The 15,894-nt window shown below is 69.2% G+C and carries 16 protein-coding genes; 9 read left to right on the forward strand and 7 right to left on the reverse strand.

The genetic code is table 11. The annotated features are described in order from the left end of the window. Positions 1-97 precede the first annotated feature (97 nt). Positions 98-1,468, reverse strand: a complete 1,371-nt coding sequence (locus DACI_RS01650; protein WP_404825842.1) for an AmpG family muropeptide MFS transporter — start codon at positions 1,466-1,468, stop codon at positions 98-100. A gap of 86 nt (positions 1,469-1,554) precedes the next feature. On the opposite strand from DACI_RS01650, the gene DACI_RS01655 reads away from it, so the two are divergent. From DACI_RS01655 to DACI_RS01665, 3 genes are all read left to right on the forward strand, one after another. Then, positions 1,555-2,283 carry a helix-turn-helix domain-containing protein gene (locus DACI_RS01655; RefSeq protein WP_012202269.1) on the forward strand — a complete coding sequence of 243 codons (729 nt, stop codon included), beginning with the start codon at positions 1,555-1,557 and terminating at the stop codon, positions 2,281-2,283. Positions 2,284-2,355: 72 nt separating this feature from the next. After that, positions 2,356-3,327, forward strand: a complete 972-nt coding sequence (locus DACI_RS01660) for a DMT family transporter (protein WP_012202270.1) — start codon at positions 2,356-2,358, stop codon at positions 3,325-3,327. A gap of 60 nt (positions 3,328-3,387) precedes the next feature. Then, a complete protein-coding gene (locus DACI_RS01665) occupies positions 3,388-4,290 on the forward strand; it encodes a M48 family metallopeptidase (RefSeq protein ID WP_043783126.1) in 903 nt (300 codons plus the stop codon). 10 nt (positions 4,291-4,300) lie between these two features. Here the strand turns inward: DACI_RS01665 and DACI_RS01670 are convergent, their stop codons facing one another. From DACI_RS01670 to DACI_RS30860, 3 genes are all read right to left on the reverse strand, one after another. Continuing rightward, positions 4,301-5,758, reverse strand: coding sequence for an aldehyde dehydrogenase family protein (locus DACI_RS01670; protein WP_012202272.1), 1,458 nt, complete (start codon positions 5,756-5,758; stop codon positions 4,301-4,303). A 115-nt stretch (positions 5,759-5,873) separates the two neighbouring features. After that, positions 5,874-6,512: an MBL fold metallo-hydrolase gene (locus tag DACI_RS01675; protein ID WP_012202273.1), complete on the reverse strand. Its 639-nt coding sequence runs from the start codon at positions 6,510-6,512 to the stop codon at positions 5,874-5,876. Positions 6,513-6,597: 85 nt separating this feature from the next. Further along, on the reverse strand, positions 6,598-6,837 hold the full coding sequence (locus DACI_RS30860) for a zinc ribbon domain-containing protein (RefSeq protein WP_080518230.1): 240 nt from the start codon (positions 6,835-6,837) through the stop codon (positions 6,598-6,600). A 320-nt stretch (positions 6,838-7,157) separates the two neighbouring features. Here DACI_RS30860 and DACI_RS01680 point away from each other — a divergent pair, with 320 nt between their 5' ends. Genes DACI_RS01680 through DACI_RS01690 form a run of 3 tightly spaced genes read left to right on the forward strand, consistent with a single transcriptional unit; the run spans position 7,158 to position 10,040 of the window. After that, positions 7,158-8,273: a Re/Si-specific NAD(P)(+) transhydrogenase subunit alpha gene (locus tag DACI_RS01680; RefSeq protein ID WP_012202275.1), complete on the forward strand. Its 1,116-nt coding sequence runs from the start codon at positions 7,158-7,160 to the stop codon at positions 8,271-8,273. A 1-nt stretch (position 8,274) separates the two neighbouring features. Further along, positions 8,275-8,619 carry an NAD(P) transhydrogenase subunit alpha gene (locus tag DACI_RS01685; protein WP_012202276.1) on the forward strand — a complete coding sequence of 115 codons (345 nt, stop codon included), beginning with the start codon at positions 8,275-8,277 and terminating at the stop codon, positions 8,617-8,619. Then, positions 8,616-10,040, forward strand: a complete 1,425-nt coding sequence (locus DACI_RS01690) for an NAD(P)(+) transhydrogenase (Re/Si-specific) subunit beta (RefSeq protein ID WP_012202277.1) — start codon at positions 8,616-8,618, stop codon at positions 10,038-10,040. The genes DACI_RS01685 and DACI_RS01690 overlap by 4 nt, the downstream gene beginning before the upstream one ends. A gap of 52 nt (positions 10,041-10,092) precedes the next feature. Here DACI_RS01690 and DACI_RS01695 read toward each other — a convergent pair whose 3' ends face one another. Further along, positions 10,093-10,896: an exodeoxyribonuclease III gene (locus DACI_RS01695; RefSeq protein WP_012202278.1), complete on the reverse strand. Its 804-nt coding sequence runs from the start codon at positions 10,894-10,896 to the stop codon at positions 10,093-10,095. 10 nt (positions 10,897-10,906) lie between these two features. Here DACI_RS01695 and pyrE point away from each other — a divergent pair, with 10 nt between their 5' ends. The 3 genes from pyrE (at position 10,907) to DACI_RS01710 (ending at position 15,102) form a co-directional block, all read left to right on the forward strand. Beyond that, complete coding sequence (gene pyrE / locus DACI_RS01700; RefSeq protein WP_013800211.1) at positions 10,907-11,608, forward strand: orotate phosphoribosyltransferase; 702 nt, start codon at positions 10,907-10,909, stop codon at positions 11,606-11,608. 7 nt (positions 11,609-11,615) lie between these two features. Continuing rightward, entirely contained in the window at positions 11,616-12,284 is a 669-nt protein-coding gene (locus DACI_RS01705; protein WP_012202280.1) for a hypothetical protein, read from the forward strand. Positions 12,285-12,495: 211 nt separating this feature from the next. After that, on the forward strand, positions 12,496-15,102 hold the full coding sequence (locus DACI_RS01710; protein ID WP_012202281.1) for a membrane-bound PQQ-dependent dehydrogenase, glucose/quinate/shikimate family: 2,607 nt from the start codon (positions 12,496-12,498) through the stop codon (positions 15,100-15,102). Positions 15,103-15,132: 30 nt separating this feature from the next. On the opposite strand, the gene DACI_RS01715 is transcribed toward DACI_RS01710, so the two are convergent. Then, positions 15,133-15,486 (reverse strand): hypothetical protein, encoded by a 354-nt coding sequence (locus DACI_RS01715; protein ID WP_043780328.1) that lies wholly within the window; start codon positions 15,484-15,486, stop codon positions 15,133-15,135. Positions 15,487-15,562: 76 nt separating this feature from the next. After that, positions 15,563-15,799 (reverse strand): hypothetical protein, encoded by a 237-nt coding sequence (locus tag DACI_RS01720; protein WP_013800215.1) that lies wholly within the window; start codon positions 15,797-15,799, stop codon positions 15,563-15,565. Positions 15,800-15,894 lie beyond the last annotated feature (95 nt).

Raw genomic sequence — 15,894 nt, forward strand, 5'->3', positions numbered from 1 at the left:
CCTGGCGTCGTATTGCGACGATGCTCGCAGCGCCCCGTCAGCCGCGCTTGTCGCTTGCGTAAAGTTCGGTAAAACAGCGCAGCCTGCGGCCAGCCGCTCAACTGCCGCGTTGCGCGGGCCGCACCGCGTGCACGCGCGAGGCCAGCGCGATCAGCACCAGCACGGGCAGGCCCAGCAGGGCCGTGGCCTGGAAGAAGCTCACGTAGCCATGCGCATCGACAAAGGCGCCCGAGAAGCCGGCCAGCCACTTGGGCGCCAGCAGCATCATGGAGCTGAACAGCGCGTACTGCGTGGCCGAGTACTGCACATTGGTCAGCCCCGACAGGTAGGCGATGAAGGCCGCCGAGGCGATGCCGCCGGCCAGGTTGTCCGCGCTCACCACCCAGACCAGCGCATTCACGTCATGGCCGCGCGTGGCCAGCCAGGCGAACAGCAGGTTGGTGGCGGCCGACAGCGCGGCGCCCAGCATCAGCACGCGCATCACGCCCCAGCGCATGGCCAGCGCCCCGCCCAGGAAGGCGCCCGCCAGCGTCATGATCACGCCGTATACCTTGGTCACGGCGGCCACCTCGTCCTTGGTGAAGCCCATGTCCACGTAGAAGGGGTTGGCCATGATGCCCATGACCACGTCGCTGATGCGGTAGATGGCGATCAGGCCCAGCACCAGCAGCGCCTGCCAGCGGTAGCGGCCCAGGAAGTCGGCGAAGGGCTCGACCAGCGCGCCACGCAGCCACTCGGCCGCGTTGCGGGCAGGCGCCAGCGGGCGTGGCACCGGTTCCGGCGAGAGCAGCACGGTCAGCATGCCCACGGCCATGGAGGCAGCCATGGCCAGGTAGGCCACCTGCCAGGCGCCGCTCTGGTAGCCCGCCGTGCCCGCCACCTCGGCGCGGGCGGCCAGCCACAGCACGCCGGCGCCGGCCCAGATCATGGCCAGCCGGTAGCCGGTCTGGTAGGTGGCGGCCAGCGCGGCCTGGCGATCGGTGTCGGCCGATTCGATGCGGTAGGCGTCCAGCGCAATGTCCTGCGTGGCCGAGCCGAAGGCCACGGCCAGCGCGCACCACACCAGCGGCGTGAGCGAGACGCGCGGATCATTGAACGCCATGCCGCACAGCCCGGCGACGATGAGCATCTGCGCGAACAGCAGCCAGCCGCGCCGCCGCCCCAGCCAGCGCGTGAGCAGCGGCAGCGGCATGCGGTCCACCAGCGGCGACCAGACCCACTTGAAGGCATAGGCCAGGCCCACCCAGCTCAGGTAACCGATGGTGGTGCGGTCCACGCCGGCCTCGCGCAGCCAGAACGACAGCGTGCCCAGCACCAGCAGCAGCGGCAGGCCTGCCGAAAAACCCAGGGCCAGCATGCGCAGGCTGGCCGGCTCGGCATAGACGCGCAGGGTCTGGGCCCAGCTGCGGCGGGGCGCTTCAGTGGGGGTGGAAGGGGCGGAGGAGGTGGTGGTGGACGGCTCGGTCATGTTGGGCTGCGGCAGGCTGCGGCCATTATCGGGCCCATGGTGGCGCGGACTGGCGCGCGCTACCATCGCGGGCACAGGATGCCGCCATGGCCTACACCCTCTCTTCCCTCCACAGCGATGCCGCCGCGCAAGACGGCGCGGCCGATGCCACCGATACCGCCTTCGCGCCGCACAGCTCGGTGCGCAGCTACAGCGGCGAGCACCAGGCCCACGCCCACGGCCATGCGCAGATCCTCTATGCCCTGCAGGGCCGCATGGAGCTGGAGGTGGGCGGGCGCAGCGCCTTTGTGGACGCCGTCAGCGGCATGCTCATCCCCGCCGGCGTGGACCACGGCTACCTGGCGGCGCCGCGCTCGCGCGTGTTCGTCATCGATGCGCCCAGCGGCCCGGGGCTGGACCGGATGCGGCGCTTTTCCGTGCCACCGGCCCTGCGCGGCCGGGAGTCGGAAGGCCCGGCCACAGAGCAACTGGCCCAGGTGCTGCAGGCGCCCGGCCTGCTGGCGCGCCGGGGGCTGGACCTGCAAGGGCTGGCCGCGCAGGTGCAGGCCGCGCTGCACGAGGACTGGCCCACGGCCCGGCTGGCCGCCCTGTGCCACATGAGCGCCCAGCGCTTTCACGCGCGCTTCGTGGAGCTGGCGGGCCAGCCGCCCCAGGCCTGGCTGCGCGGCCTGCGCCTGGATGCGGCCGAGCGCGGGCTGGCGCGGGGCCTGCCTCTGGAGGCCACGGCGCTGCGCTGCGGCTATGCCTCGGCCAGTGCGCTGGCCTATGCGCTGCGGCGCGACCGGGGCGTGACGGCGCGGCAGCTGCGCGGCTAGCCCGTTCACATTCCTCCGGACTACGAGCGTTTCTCGACAAATGCCCGGCCGCGCCAGGCGCAACATGGCGCCATGGCTCGCAACTCTTCCGCCTCTTCCTCCGCCGTCGGCATCGCCTTCGTCTCCGTGGCTGCCGTGCTCTGGGGCACGACGGGCACGGCGCAAAGCCTGGGCGCGGGCGGGCTCTCGCCCTTCTGGGTGGGCGCCGCGCAGCTGGCCGTCTCCAGCCTGTTTCTGGGGGCGCTGCTGGCGGTTTCCCATTGGAGGCTGCGCGGGCGGGCCGGGCAGGGCGTGGCGCCCGTCCAGCCGCTGCTGCCCAACCCTGTGCACCTGGGACTGCGCCCGGTCTGGTTCGTGCTGGCATCCATGGGAATCGGCGGCTACAGCGTCTTCTTCTACGAGGGCGTGACGCTCACGGGCGTGGCCGTGGGCACGGCCGTGGCCATTGGCAGCGGCCCCATCTGGGCCGGGCTGATGCAGGCGCTGGTGCTGCGCGCGCCCCTGTCTGCCCTGTGGTGGGCCGGCACGCTGGTGAGCGTGGCGGGAGGTGCGGCCATGGTGATGGCAAGGGGCGGCGCCACGCTGTCCTGGAGCGGCCTGGCCCTGTGCCTGCTGGCGGGGCTGTCGTACGCGGGCTATGCGCTGATCAACAAGCGCCTGGTCACCCACATGTCGCCGCGCGTGGTGAATTTCTATGTCTTCACCGGGGCGGCCTGCATGGCGGTGCCGATTGCGCTGGTGCAAAGCGGCCTGCCGCAGTGGAGCCTGGCGGCCGTGCTGGTGGTGGTCTACCTGGGCGTGGTGGTGTCGGGCCTGGCGCACATGCTGTTTTCCATCGGGCTGCGCAGCATCTCGGGCCCCACGGGCGTGACGCTGAGCCTGATCGAGCCCGTGGCGGCCTTCGTGCTGGCGGTGTGGGTCGTGGGCGAGCGGCAGCCGCTGCAATCGTGGCTGGGGCTGCTGGCCGTGCTGGCGGGGCTGATGCTGGTGATTGGCGCCGAGATGCGCTCGCAGCGGGCCGTGATGGCCGCGCAGATGGCGTAACTCTTTGTAGGCCGGCGCCGCTCTTCACGATGCGCTGTTCTCCGCATGTTTCAGGCATGCATGGCCGCTATACTTGGCGGCATGCAGCAGCCATCCCATCTCTCCTCCGAACCCTGTGCCCCGTCCGCCTGGGGCTGTGCCTGCGCGCCCTGGCGCGCGCGTCGCGGTTTTCTGCTGGCCGGCAGCGCGGCGGCCATGGGGCTGGCCACGGCGCCGGTGGCGGCACAGGTGCAGGTAGGCGGTGCCTCGGGCCTGCGCAAGCTGGTGCCGGCCGAGACGCTGGAAGGCGCCGCCACCGACCAGTACCAGCAACTGCTGGCCAAGGCCCGCGCCCAGGGCGCGCTGGCTGGCGACAGCAACCCGCAGCTGCAGCGGCTGCGCGCAATCGCCCGGCGGCTGATTCCCTACACCGCCCAATGGAACCCGCGTGCCAATGCCTGGCGCTGGGAGGTGAACCTGATCGGCAGCAAGGAGATCAACGCCTTTTGCATGCCGGGCGGCAAGATCGCCTTCTACACGGGCATCATCGACCAGCTGCAGCTGACCGACGACGAGATCGCCATGATCATGGGCCACGAAATGGCCCATGCGCTGCGCGAACACTCGCGCGAGCAGCTGGCCAAGAACCAGGCCACCAGCATCGGCATCTCGCTGGGCGCCCAATTGCTGGGCCTGGGCGACCTGGGCAATGCGGCGGCCCGCCTGGGTGGCCAGCTGCTGTCGCTGAAATTCAGCCGGGGCGACGAGAGTGAGGCCGACCTCGTGGGCCTGGAACTGGCCGCGCGCGCCGGCTACAACCCCCAGGCCTCGGTCTCGCTGTGGCGCAAGATGGGCCAGGCCACGGGCGACCGCGGCGGCCTGGAATTCCTGTCCACCCACCCCGCAGGCCCCGAGCGCATCCGCGAACTGGAGCGCAACATCCCGCGCGTGGAAGGCCTCTACGAGGCCGCACGGCGCGGGTAGGCAGCCGCCTTCAGGCGGCGGCTTTTTGCTTTGGTTGATAGCCCATCACGGCTTTCACTTCAAGGTACTCCTTGAAGCCATGCTCGCCCCATTCCCGGCCCGTGCCCGACTGCTTGTAGCCACCGAACGGCGCGCCGAAGTCCGGCCCCGCGCCGTTGAGGTGGACCATGCCGGTGCGCAGGCGCGATGCCACGCGGCGTGCGCGCTCCAGGCTGCCTGACTGCACATAGCCCGACAGGCCGTAGGGCGTGTCGTTGGCCTGGGCGATGGCCTCCTCCTCCGTGTCGTAGGGCAGGATGACCAGCACGGGGCCGAAGATTTCCTCGCGCGCAATGGTCATGTCGTTGCGCACGTCGGCGAACACCGTGGGCCGCACGAAGTAGCCGCGCGCAAGGCCCTCGGGGCGGCCCGTGCCACCGGCCACCAGGGTGGCGCCTTCGGCGATGCCGGCCTCGATCAGGCCCTGGATCTTGCGGAACTGCGCCTCGCTGACCACGGGGCCCATGTGCATGGCGCCCGTGTCGGCCAATGCATCGCCTACCTTCACGCCCTCGGCAGCGGCCTTGGCGGCCGCCACGGCGCGCGCATGCATGGCGCGCGGCACGAACATGCGCGTGGGCGCGTTGCAGCTCTGGCCGGAGTTGGTGAAGCAGGCGTTCACGCCCTGGGCAACGGCCTTTTCGATGTCGGCGTCGTCCAGCACGATGTTGGCCGACTTGCCGCCCAGCTCCTGCGTCACGCGCTTGACGGTATCGGCCGATGCCTTGGCCACGGCAATGCCCGCGCGCGTGGAGCCCGTGAAGGTCATCATGTCGATGCCGGGGTGCACGGACATGGCCTCGCCTACCGAGGGGCCGTCGCCGTTGACCAGGTTGAACACGCCGGCCGGCACGCCCGCTTCGTGCAGGATCTCGGCCACCAGGATGGCGTTCAGCGGCGCGATCTCCGAGGGCTTGAGCACCATGGTGCAGCCCGCCGCCAGGGCCGGTGCCACCTTGCACATGATCTGGTTGATGGGCCAATTCCAGGGCGTGATCATGCCCACCACGCCCACGGGCTCATGCACGATGCCGGTGGTGCCGCGCACGCTCTCGAACTCGAAGTCCCTGAGCACCTGCAGGGTCTGCTTCAGGTGCCCTGCGCCCACCGTGGCCTGGGCCGCGCGCGACAGCCACAGCGGCGCGCCCATCTCCAGCGAGATGGTCTGCGCCACCTCGTCGATGCGGCGCATGTAGACCGCCAGCACCTTGTCCAGCAGGGCCAGCCGCTCGTCGCGCGTGGTCTGCGAGAAGCCGTCGAACGCGCGGCGTGCGGCGGCAACGGCTGCATCGACATCGGCGGCCGAGCCCATGCTGATGCGGGCCGCCACCTCCTCGGTGGACGGATTGATCACATCCAGCGTGCGCGGCACGGCCGGGGGAACCCATTGGCCGTCGATATAGAACTGCAGGTGCTCTTGCGTGCTCATGAAGCTGTCTCCGTTAGTTGGAATGGGAGGCGGTCCGGGGGCGCCGCCGGCTGTGCCGGGCATGATGCCCGATGGGCGCAGGCGCGCGGAGTCCTGTAGGGGACTCCCGTACGGCTCAGGTCCCGCCCACGTAGGGGTTGCTCTTGCGCTCGCGGCCGAAGCTGCTTTCGGGGCCGTGGCCCGGGATGAACACGGTCTGGTCGCCCATGGGCCACAGGCGCTGGACGATGCTGTCGATCAGCTGCTGGTGGTTGCCCTGGGGAAAGTCGGTGCGGCCGATGCTGCCCGCGAACAGCACGTCTCCCACGAAGGCGCGGTCGATCTGCGGCGCATGGAACACCACGTGGCCGGGCGTATGGCCGGGGCAGTGGCGCACCTGCAGCGTTTCCTGGCCGATGCTCACCGTGTCGCCATCGTGCAGCCAGCGCGTGGGCGTGAAGGGGTCCGAATGCGGGAAGCCGAACATGGCGCCCTGCTGGGGCAGCGCATCGATCCAGAACTGGTCTCCGGGATGGGGGCCGATGATGGGCAGCTGCTGTGCATCGGCCAGCTCGCGCGTGCCGCCTGCGTGGTCTATGTGGGCGTGCGTGAGCCAGATGGCCTTGAGCGCCAGGCCCAGGCGCTCTATCTCCCAGCCGATCTGCTCCAGGTCGCCGCCCGGGTCGATGACGGCGGCTTCCATGGTCTGGTCGCACCAGACCAGCGAGCAGTTCTGCTGGAAGGCGGTGACGGGGATGGTGTGGTACTGGAGCATGGGCGGCGTGGGTGCTTCTGGCGAAAGCGCCCATTATTCCCGCTCCTTCCCCTGATGGCAGCGCAGGGCCGCCCCGCTTGCGCCGTCAGGTGGTCGGCTGGCCGCATTGCCCGCAGAACCGCGCGCCGGCCGGATGGCTGGCGTTGCATCTCCTGCAGGCCTGCGGCAGCACCGCGCCGCCACACTGCGGGCAAAAGCGCGAGCTGGTGGCAATGGATGCACGGCAGCCGGGGCAGACCGCCGCCACGGCTGCGGCACGGTATGCGCCGCCGCCGTGGTGGCCGCCGCGCGAATGATTTCCGAACAGTCTTTGCAAGAGTCCCATGGTGTATTCCTTCGCACTGCGCGGATGCGCCGCTGCAGTCGTTCAAAGGCGCATTGGGACACGGCAGCGGTCCGCCGGGCCGTGGATGGCGATCATTTAATGTGGCTGTCATCTCGTGGCAATCCAGGTCCTGTGACGGACAGGAGACAGCCTCGCGGGCAGACCCCGTGGCTGCGGCAACGCCGCCGTGTTACAAGCTAGCCGTGCCGCCAAGCCAGCCTGCCCCCGATGCAGGCACGCAAGGATTTTTTCGAGGATGGGCCGGGCCGCCACCTGCGCAATGCAGGGCGGGTACCGGCATCACGCGAGGGAGAACCGGTATGTTGATTGGCGTGCCTGCCGAGACCATGGCAGGAGAAACCCGGGTGGCTGCGACCCCCGAGACCGTCAAGAAGCTGCGTGCGCAAGGCCATGTGCTGCGCGTGCAGGCGGGGGCGGGAGTGGCGGCCAGCGTGCCCGATGCCTTGTACGAGGCAGCGGGCGCGGAGATCGTCGATGTGGCAGGCGCCCTGGGCGCCGACCTGGTGCTCAAGGTCCGTATCCCTTCGGAGGACGAGTTGCCCGGCATCCGCAAGGGCGCAACGCTGGTCGGCATGCTGGACCCGTTCCAGCCCGCAGGCCTGCAGCGCCTGGCCGACGCGGGAGTGACGGCCTATGCGCTGGAGGCGGCTCCGCGCACCACGCGTGCGCAGAGCATGGACGTGCTGTCCAGCCAGGCCAATATCGCCGGCTACAAGGCCGTGATGATTGCGGCCAACCAGTACCAGCGCTTCTTTCCCATGCTGATGACGGCGGCCGGCACGGTGAAGGCCGCGCGCGTCGTGGTGCTGGGCGTGGGCGTGGCCGGCCTGCAGGCCATTGCCACGGCCAAGCGCCTGGGCGCCGTGATCGAGGCCAGCGATGTGCGGCCCAGCGTGCGCGAACAGGTCGAATCCCTGGGCGGCAAGTTCATCGACGTGCCCTACGAGACCGCCGAGGAAAAGGAGGCCGCCGAAGGCGTGGGCGGCTACGCGCGCCCCATGCCGCAAAGCTGGCTGGACCGCCAGAAGGCCGAGGTGGCCAAGCGCGTGGCCCAGGCCGACGTGGTCATCACCACGGCGCTGATCCCGGGCCGGCCCGCTCCCGTGCTGGTCACGGCCGAGATGGTGCAGGCCATGAAGCCCGGCGCCGTCATCGTGGACCTGGCGGCAGAGCGCGGCGGCAACTGCCCGCTGACCCAGGCCGGCATGACCGTGGTCACGCATGGCGTGACCATCGTGGGACTGACCAACCTGCCCGCCATGGTGGCGGCCGATGCCTCGGCCCTGTATGCACGCAATGTGCTCGATTTTCTCAAGCTCATCATCAACAAGGATGGCGCCCTGCATGTGGACATGGAGGACGACATCGTGGCCGCGTGCCTGATGGCCCATGAAGGCCAGCTGCGGAGGAAATGACATGGAAGCCGTATCCCCCACCATCATCCATCTCATCATCTTCGTGCTGGCCATCTACGTGGGCTACCACGTGGTCTGGACCGTCACGCCCGCGCTGCACACGCCGCTGATGGCGGTGACCAATGCCATCTCGGCCATCGTCATCGTCGGCGCCATGCTGGCGGCGGCGCTCACGGAAACGGGCCTGGGCAAGACCATGGGCGTGCTGGCCGTGGCGCTGGCCGCGGTCAACGTGTTCGGCGGCTTCCTGGTCACGCGGCGCATGCTGGAGATGTTCCGCAAGAAAGAGCGCAAGAGCGCTCCGGCCAAGGACGGCAAGGATGCCAAGGCGGAGGGCCAGTCATGAGCATGAACCTCGTCACGTTGCTCTACCTGGTGGCCAGCGTCTGCTTCATCCAGGCGCTCAAGGGGCTGTCGCATCCCACCACCTCCATACGCGGCAACCTGTTCGGCATGGCCGGCATGGTGATCGCCGTGCTGACCACGGCGGCGCTCATCGTGCAGCTGGCCGGCGGCAACGCTCTGGGCCTGGGCTGGGTGCTGCTGGGCCTGCTGGTCGGCGGCACGGCCGGTGCCGTCATGGCCCAGCGCGTGGAGATGACCAAGATGCCCGAGCTGGTGGCCTTCATGCACAGCATGATCGGCCTGGCGGCGGTGTTCATCGCCGTGGCCGCCGTGGCCGAGCCGTGGGCCTTTGCCATCACGGCCAAGGGCGGCGCCATTCCGGGCGGCAACCGCGTGGAGCTGGCGCTGGGCGCCTTCATCGGCGCCGTGACCTTCACGGGCTCGGTGATCGCCTTCGGCAAGCTCAGCGGCAAGTACAAGTTCCGCCTGTTCCAGGGCGCGCCCGTGCAGTTCAAGGGCCAGCATGCGCTCAACGCCGTGCTGGGGCTGGCAGCAGCCTTCTTCGTCTTCGGCTTCTGGCACAGCCAAAGCTGGATGGACATCGTGCTGGTCATCGCCCTGGGCCTGCTGCTGGGCGTGCTGCTGATCATTCCGATTGGCGGCGCGGACATGCCGGTGGTCGTGTCCATGCTCAACAGCTACTCGGGCTGGGCGGCGGCGGGCATCGGCTTCTCGCTGAACAACAGCATGCTGATCATTGCGGGTTCGCTGGTGGGCAGCTCGGGCGCCATCCTGAGCTACATCATGTGCAAGGCCATGAACCGCTCGTTCTTCAGCGTGATCCTGGGCGGCTTCGGCGGCGAGGCCACCAGCGCGGCGGCAGGCTCCCAGCAGCAGCGCAACGTGAAAAGCGGCAGCGCCGACGATGCGGCCTTCGTCCTGGGCAATGCCGAGACCGTGGTCATCGTGCCCGGCTACGGCCTGGCCGTGGCGCGTGCCCAGCATGCGGTCAAGGAGCTGGCCGACAAGCTCACCGAGCGCGGCGTGACGGTGAAGTACGCCATCCACCCGGTGGCGGGCCGCATGCCCGGCCACATGAACGTGCTGCTGGCCGAGGCCGAGGTCCCCTACGACCAGGTCTTCGAGATGGAGGACATCAACAGCGAGTTCGGCCAGGCCGACGTGGCCATCATCCTGGGCGCCAACGACGTGGTGAACCCCGCCGCACACGTCAAGGGCAGCCCCATCTACGGCATGCCCATCCTGGAGGCCTACAAGGCCAAGACGGTGATCGTCAACAAGCGCTCCATGGCGGCCGGCTATGCGGGCCTGGACAACGAGCTTTTCTACATGGACAAGACCATGATGGTCTTCGGCGATGCCAAGAAGGTGGTGGAGGACATGGGCAAGGCGCTGGAGTGAGGTGCTGCCTGGGGCACAAGGGACAAGGGGCGGCGCGAGCCGCTCCTTGCGCTCACACCTTCATGTCATAGCCGATGGTCACCGGCGCATGGTCCGAGAACTTCACATCCTTGTAGATGTGCTCGGTGCGTGCCAGTGCGGCGATGGCCGGGGTGGCCAGGTGGTAGTCCAGGCGCCATCCCACGTTGTTGGCATAGGCCTGGCCTCGGTTGCTCCACCATGTGTAGCAGGCGTCCGTGGTGTCGGGCTGGAGCAGGCGATAAACGTCCACAAGACCGCCCGTGGGATCAGTTTTGTGTAACAACTTTGTCATCCACTCGCGCTCTTCGGGCGTGAAACCGCTGTTTTTCTGGTTGCTGCGCCAGTTCTTGAGGTCGATCTGCTGGTGGGCGATGTTGATGTCGCCGCACAGGATGAACTCGCGCTCGCCCTTCATGCGCATCAGGTGCTCGTGCATTTCGGCCAGGAAGCGGAACTTGGCCGTCTGGCGCAGTTCGCCCGAGCTGCCGCTGGGAAAGTAGGCGCTGATGATGGACAGCTTGCGCGCGGGCGTGTCGAAGCGCGCCTCCACATAGCGGCCCTCGGCGTCGAACTCGTGCGAGCCGAAGCCGACCACGACATCGCTGGGCTCGTGGCGGCTGTAGACGCCCACGCCCGAGTAGCCCTTTTTCTCGGCGTAGTGGAAGTGGCCGCGCAGGCCGGCCAGCAGCTCGAAGCGTCCGGTCATGTCGGCGGCCTGGGCCTTGATTTCCTGCACGCAAATACAATCCGGCGCAGTGGCCTCGATCCAGGCTTCGACGCCCTTGGTCGAGGCCGAGCGGATGCCGTTGAGGTTGAGGCTGGTCAATTTGAACAAGGATGAATCCATGGTGGTGAGTAATCTGCAGGCCGATGACACAGGCCGTCTGGCGCAGGAATTTGTGCAATTCGCCGTTGACGCAGGGGTGCTGCGTTTCGGCGAGTTCAAGACCAAGGCCGGGCGCATGAGCCCGTACTTCTTCAATGCCGGCCTGTTCGATGACGGCGGCAAGATGGGCCGTCTCGCCGAATTCTATGCAAAAGCCATCGCAGCCAGCGGCATCGAGTTCGACATGATCTTCGGCCCCGCCTACAAGGGCATTCCGCTGGCCGCCACCGTGGCCGTGGAGCTGGCCCGCATGGGCCTGAACAAGCCCTTTGCGTACAACCGCAAGGAAGCCAAGGACCACGGCGAGGGCGGCACCCTGGTGGGCGCGCCCCTCAAGGGCCGCGTGCTGATCGTGGACGACGTGATGAGCGCCGGCACGGCCGCGCGCGAGTCCATCGCCATCATCCGCGCCGCAGGCGCCACGCCGCATGCCGTGGCGATCGCGCTGGACCGCCAGGAAATGGCCACCGAGAATGGCCAGGACGTGCCCCACAGCGCCGTGCAGTACGTGCGCAATCAGCTGGGTATGCAGGTCTGCACCATTGCAAAGTTGGCAGACTTATTGCTTTATCTTGAGATTCAGGGCGGCAGCGAAGGCAGCGGCCACCATGAGCGCGTGCTGGCCTACCGCCAGCGTTACGGAGTCAACGACAAGGAATAAGGGTTTGATGAACAAGGCGTTGCATGCACGGTTCCTGTGGTGCGCCCTGGCTGGTGCCACGGTTGGCCCTGCCTGCGCCCTGGATGCCGGCGTGCCGGCCGGCATCTATGCATGCACCGATGCCAAGGGCCGGCGCCTGACGGCAGACCGCCCGATTGCCGAATGCGTGGACCGCGACCAGCGTGTGCTGGGCAGCTCCGGCGTGGAGCTGCGCCGCGTCGGTCCCACGCTGACCGACAACGAGCGCGCCGAACTCGATGCCCAGCGCCGCCGCGAGCAGGCCGAACAGCGCCGTGTGCGCGAGGAGCGCTCGCGCGAGCGCGCGCTGATTGCGCGCTATCCCAACCAGGCCACGCACGACGCCGAACGCGCCGAGGCCCTGTCGCAGACCGACCAGGTCGCCAACCTGGCGCGCCAGCGCATACAGGAGCTGCAGGCCCAGCGCGTCAAGATCGATGGCGAGATGGAGTTCTACCGCAAGGACCCGTCCAAGGCCCCCGCTTCCCTGCGCCGCCAGCTCGATGAAAACCGCAGCAGCCAGGAAGAGCAGCAGCGCTTCATCCAGCAGCAGGAGCAGGAAAAAAGCCGCATCAACCAGCGCTTCGATGCCGAGCTCGTGCCGCTGCGTGCGCTGTGGAGCGCGGCCGCCGCCGCTGCGGCTCCCACGGGCCGCTGAGCGGCCCTTGCCCCCTGTCTTTCCCGTCTGGCGCGAACGGCCTGCCGCACGCCCGGTGCGCGTGAATCGGATTCGTCCTGCAAGCGCTGCCATTGCGGCGGTCTAGGCTGTCACTACATTCCCGGCCACGGATTTTCCCGGGCCCTCAGGGCCTGGCTGCTGGTGTGCGCTGCAGCCACTGGTGCCGGGCCGCCGCGAGAAGGGAGCATGCATGACGGCATGGCGATGGTTGACGGTGCTGTGGCTGTGGGCCGCCGGTGCCTGGCTGGCCTGGGGAGGCGCCCAGCTGCTGTGGGCCGGGGGCAGCGGCTACTACGTGGTGGCAGGTGTGCTGCTGTTGGCCGTGGGCCTGGGCGTGGCGCGCCGTTCGGCGGCGGCGCTGTGGCTGTTTGCGCTGTGGCTGCTGGGCACCGCGCTGTGGGCGGTCTGGGAGATAGGGCTGGACTGGTGGCCGCTGGCGGGGCGCCTGGGTGTGCCCTGGTTGATGGGCCTGCTGCTGGTGCTGCCCTGGTCGGTGCGTGCGCTGCGCCATGAGCCCGACATGGGCCAGAACCGGGGCCTGGCACCGGCCCATGCGGCGCTGGCGCTGGTGGTGCTGGGCACGGCCATTCTTGCGGGCCTGTCATTCGGGCGCCAGCGCGATGCCCATGAAACCCAGGGCCAGTTTGCGGGTGCGGCCGCCGCCGCGTCGGACCTGCCGGCCGACGGCCAGGTCACGGCCGTGCAGAACATGTCCATGGTGGCCTCCGATGCCGGTGGCCTGCGCAGCCCGCCGGTGCTGCAGGGCGATGCCACCGATGCCGTGCCCGAGGGCGAATGGCATGCCTATGGCCGCACCGGAGCGGGCCAGCGCTATTCGCCGCTGCGCCAGATCGGCCCGCACAACGTGCGGCTGCTGCAATTGGCCTGGGAGTTCCGCACGGGCGATGTGCGCGGCAAACCCGGCGATCCCGAAGAAACCACGTTCGAGGTCACGCCGCTGAAGATCGGCGAGCGCCTGTTCCTGTGCACGCCCCATCAATCGGTGATTGCGCTCGATGCCACCACGGGCAAGCAGCTGTGGCGGCGCGACCTGCCCATGCCCAAGGGGCTGGCGCTGCAGCATCTGACCTGCCGGGGCCTGTCCTACCAGTCCGCGCAGGCGGCCGCGCAGTTCGATGCGGCGGCAGGGCAGACGCATTCGGCGGTGGCGCTGGCTGCAAGGAAGTCCGGCGCGCAGGCCATGCCTTCACCCACCGCCGCATCCACGGCTTCGGCTTCTGCAGCCCCTGGCGATGACGGCCGCTGCACCGCCAAGCTGTTCATGGCCACGGCCGACGGCAAGGTGGTCGCGCTCAATCCCGCAGATGGCCAGACCTGCAGCAATGTGGCGGGCGGCCAGGGCCAGATCGACCTCTGGCAGGGCATGCCCGAGCGCAAGCCGGGCTCGTACTACTCGACCTCGCCGGTGGTGGTGGCGCGAGACCGCATCATCGTGGGTGGCACGGTGCTGGACAACCATTCCACGCGCGAGCCTTCGGGCGTGATCCGTGCGTTCGACATCCGCTCGGGCGCGCTGCTGTGGGCCTGGGACCCGGGGCGGCCAGGCAACAGCACGCCACTGCCCCCCGGGCAGACCTATGTGCCCAGCTCGCCCAACAGCTGGTCCATCTCCAGCGTGGACGAGACGCTGGGCCTGGTTTTCGTGCCCATGGGCAATGCGCCGCCCGACCAATGGGGCGGGCGGCGCAGCGCCGAGGCCGAGCAGTATTCGTCCTCGGTGGTGGCGCTGGACATTGCCACGGGCGCCGTGCGCTGGGTGTTCCAGACAGTGCACCACGATCTCTGGGACTACGACGTGCCCTCGCAGCCCAGCCTGATCGACCTGGAGATCGGCGGCCACAGCGTGCCCGCCCTGGTGCAGCCCACCAAGCAGGGCGAGCTGTTCGTGCTGGACCGGCGCACGGGCCAGCCGCTGCTGCCCGTCACCGAGGTGGCCGCGCCGCAGGGCGCGGCACGCGGCGACCGCACGGCGCCCACGCAGCCGCATTCGCAGCTGAGCTTCAACCCCCCGGCCCTGACCGAGCGCGACATGTGGGGCGCCAGCCCCTTCGAGCAACTGTGGTGCCGGCTGGCCTTTCGCCGCCTGCGCTACGAGGGGCGCTTCACGCCGCCCTCGGAGCAGGGCTCGCTGATCTATCCGGGCAATTTCGGCGTCTTCAACTGGGGCGGCGTGGCCGTGGACCCGCGCCGGCAGGTGGTGTTTGCCACGCCCACGCGGCTGGCCTTCGTCTCCACCCTGGTGCCGCGTGCGGACGATACCTCGCTGCTGGTGCAGGACGGCGGCCCGCCCAAGGACGGCCTGCCCGCGCTCAACGAAAACTTCGGCGCACCGTTTGCGGTGCGGCTCAAGCCCTTTGTCTCGCCGCTGGGCATTCCCTGCCAGGCGCCGCCCTGGGGCTTTGTGGCGGGTGCCGACCTGCGCACGGGCCAGATCGTCTGGCAGCGCCGCAACGGCACGCCGCGTGACCTGAGCCCGCTGCCGCTGGGCTTTCGCATGGGCGTGCCCGGCATTGGCGGCCCGGTGATGACCGCTGGCGGCGTGGCCTTCTACTCGGGGGCATTGGACAACTATGTGCGCGCCTATGACGTGGACAGCGGTCGCCAGCTCTGGCAGGACCGCCTGCCCGCAGGCGGCCAGGCCACGCCAATGACCTACCTGGGCACGGACCAGCGCCAGTACCTGGTGGTGGTGGCGGGTGGGCATGGTTCGACCGGCACCAAGGCCGGGGACAGCGTGCGCGCCTATGTGCTGCCCAAGGAGGTGGCGGCGCCCTGAGCGCTCAGCACCGTGGGGGTCTGCTCCGCCTCATGCCGATCCGGCCCGGCCCAGCATGCGCAGCACGCGCGTGACCAGCAGCGCGGCCACCCAGGCCAGTCCGCCGATCAGAAACGGCAGGCGCAGCAGCGCGCCTTGCTGGGCGAACAGCATCAGCGCGTCTGCCTTCCACAGCACGGCATAGCCCGTGTACAGGCCGTAGGCCAGCCAGGCCAGGGCGCCCAGGGCGAACAGGGCCGCCATGCACCGGGCGCTGCGGCCATCGCGCGAATCCGCGGGCAGGGCGCGCGTGCCGTGCCAGACCCAGCCGATGGAGGCGAGCACCAGCAAGGCACTGGCTGCCACGGACAGCTGCAGACAGGTATGGGGAGAGAGTGAGGACATCAAAAGGAAACTGCGCGCCGGCACCGTGCCGGCCGCAGCGAGTGTAGCGGCGCCGTGCTTTGCGCCGCCGGCGCGCTCAGGCCGGCTGCCAGACGGTGGCGCCGTGGCCCTGGCCGCCGCTTCCAGGCACGGCATGGATGCCCAGCACGGCCGCGTGGCGCTGCAGCAGGGCGTCGAATTGCTCGGTGCTTTCCGCCGTGGCCGGGGCGTCGTCGTATTCGCTGGCCACCTGGTCCGTGGTGAAGGAGCTTGCGCCGAACTTCTGGACGATGTTGCGCAGCTTGTCGAGATTGGGGCTGGTGGATGGGGTCATGGCAACTCCTTGGGGTCATGGACGCCTGCTGCGCCGCAGGCCTGTGGACCAGTGTAGCCCCGGGGCCTGGGCAGGCCATCCGGGGCATCCCCGCA

The sequence above is a fragment of the Delftia acidovorans SPH-1 genome, assembly GCF_000018665.1.
Taxonomy (GTDB): Bacteria; Pseudomonadota; Gammaproteobacteria; order Burkholderiales; family Burkholderiaceae_C; genus Comamonas; species Comamonas acidovorans.

Excerpts from the sequence above, each read along its gene's own strand:
- pyrE (WP_013800211.1), top strand. The coding sequence starts at position 10,907 with ATGGTGGTGAGTAATCTGCAGGCCGATGACACAGGCCGTCTGGCGCAG.
- DACI_RS01665 (WP_043783126.1), top strand. The coding sequence starts at position 3,388 with ATGGCCGCTATACTTGGCGGCATGCAGCAGCCATCCCATCTCTCCTCC.
- DACI_RS01670 (WP_012202272.1), bottom strand. The coding sequence starts at position 5,758 with ATGAGCACGCAAGAGCACCTGCAGTTCTATATCGACGGCCAATGGGTT.
- DACI_RS01705 (WP_012202280.1), top strand. The coding sequence starts at position 11,616 with ATGAACAAGGCGTTGCATGCACGGTTCCTGTGGTGCGCCCTGGCTGGT.
- DACI_RS01720 (WP_013800215.1), bottom strand. The coding sequence starts at position 15,799 with ATGACCCCATCCACCAGCCCCAATCTCGACAAGCTGCGCAACATCGTC.
- DACI_RS30860 (WP_080518230.1), bottom strand. The coding sequence starts at position 6,837 with ATGGGACTCTTGCAAAGACTGTTCGGAAATCATTCGCGCGGCGGCCAC.
- DACI_RS01675 (WP_012202273.1), bottom strand. The coding sequence starts at position 6,512 with ATGCTCCAGTACCACACCATCCCCGTCACCGCCTTCCAGCAGAACTGC.
- DACI_RS01715 (WP_043780328.1), bottom strand. The coding sequence starts at position 15,486 with ATGTCCTCACTCTCTCCCCATACCTGTCTGCAGCTGTCCGTGGCAGCC.
- DACI_RS01650 (WP_404825842.1), bottom strand. The coding sequence starts at position 1,468 with ATGACCGAGCCGTCCACCACCACCTCCTCCGCCCCTTCCACCCCCACT.
- DACI_RS01690 (WP_012202277.1), top strand. The coding sequence starts at position 8,616 with ATGAGCATGAACCTCGTCACGTTGCTCTACCTGGTGGCCAGCGTCTGC.
- DACI_RS01680 (WP_012202275.1), top strand. The coding sequence starts at position 7,158 with ATGTTGATTGGCGTGCCTGCCGAGACCATGGCAGGAGAAACCCGGGTG.
- DACI_RS01710 (WP_012202281.1), top strand. The coding sequence starts at position 12,496 with ATGACGGCATGGCGATGGTTGACGGTGCTGTGGCTGTGGGCCGCCGGT.
- DACI_RS01655 (WP_012202269.1), top strand. The coding sequence starts at position 1,555 with ATGGCCTACACCCTCTCTTCCCTCCACAGCGATGCCGCCGCGCAAGAC.
- DACI_RS01660 (WP_012202270.1), top strand. The coding sequence starts at position 2,356 with ATGGCTCGCAACTCTTCCGCCTCTTCCTCCGCCGTCGGCATCGCCTTC.
- DACI_RS01685 (WP_012202276.1), top strand. The coding sequence starts at position 8,275 with ATGGAAGCCGTATCCCCCACCATCATCCATCTCATCATCTTCGTGCTG.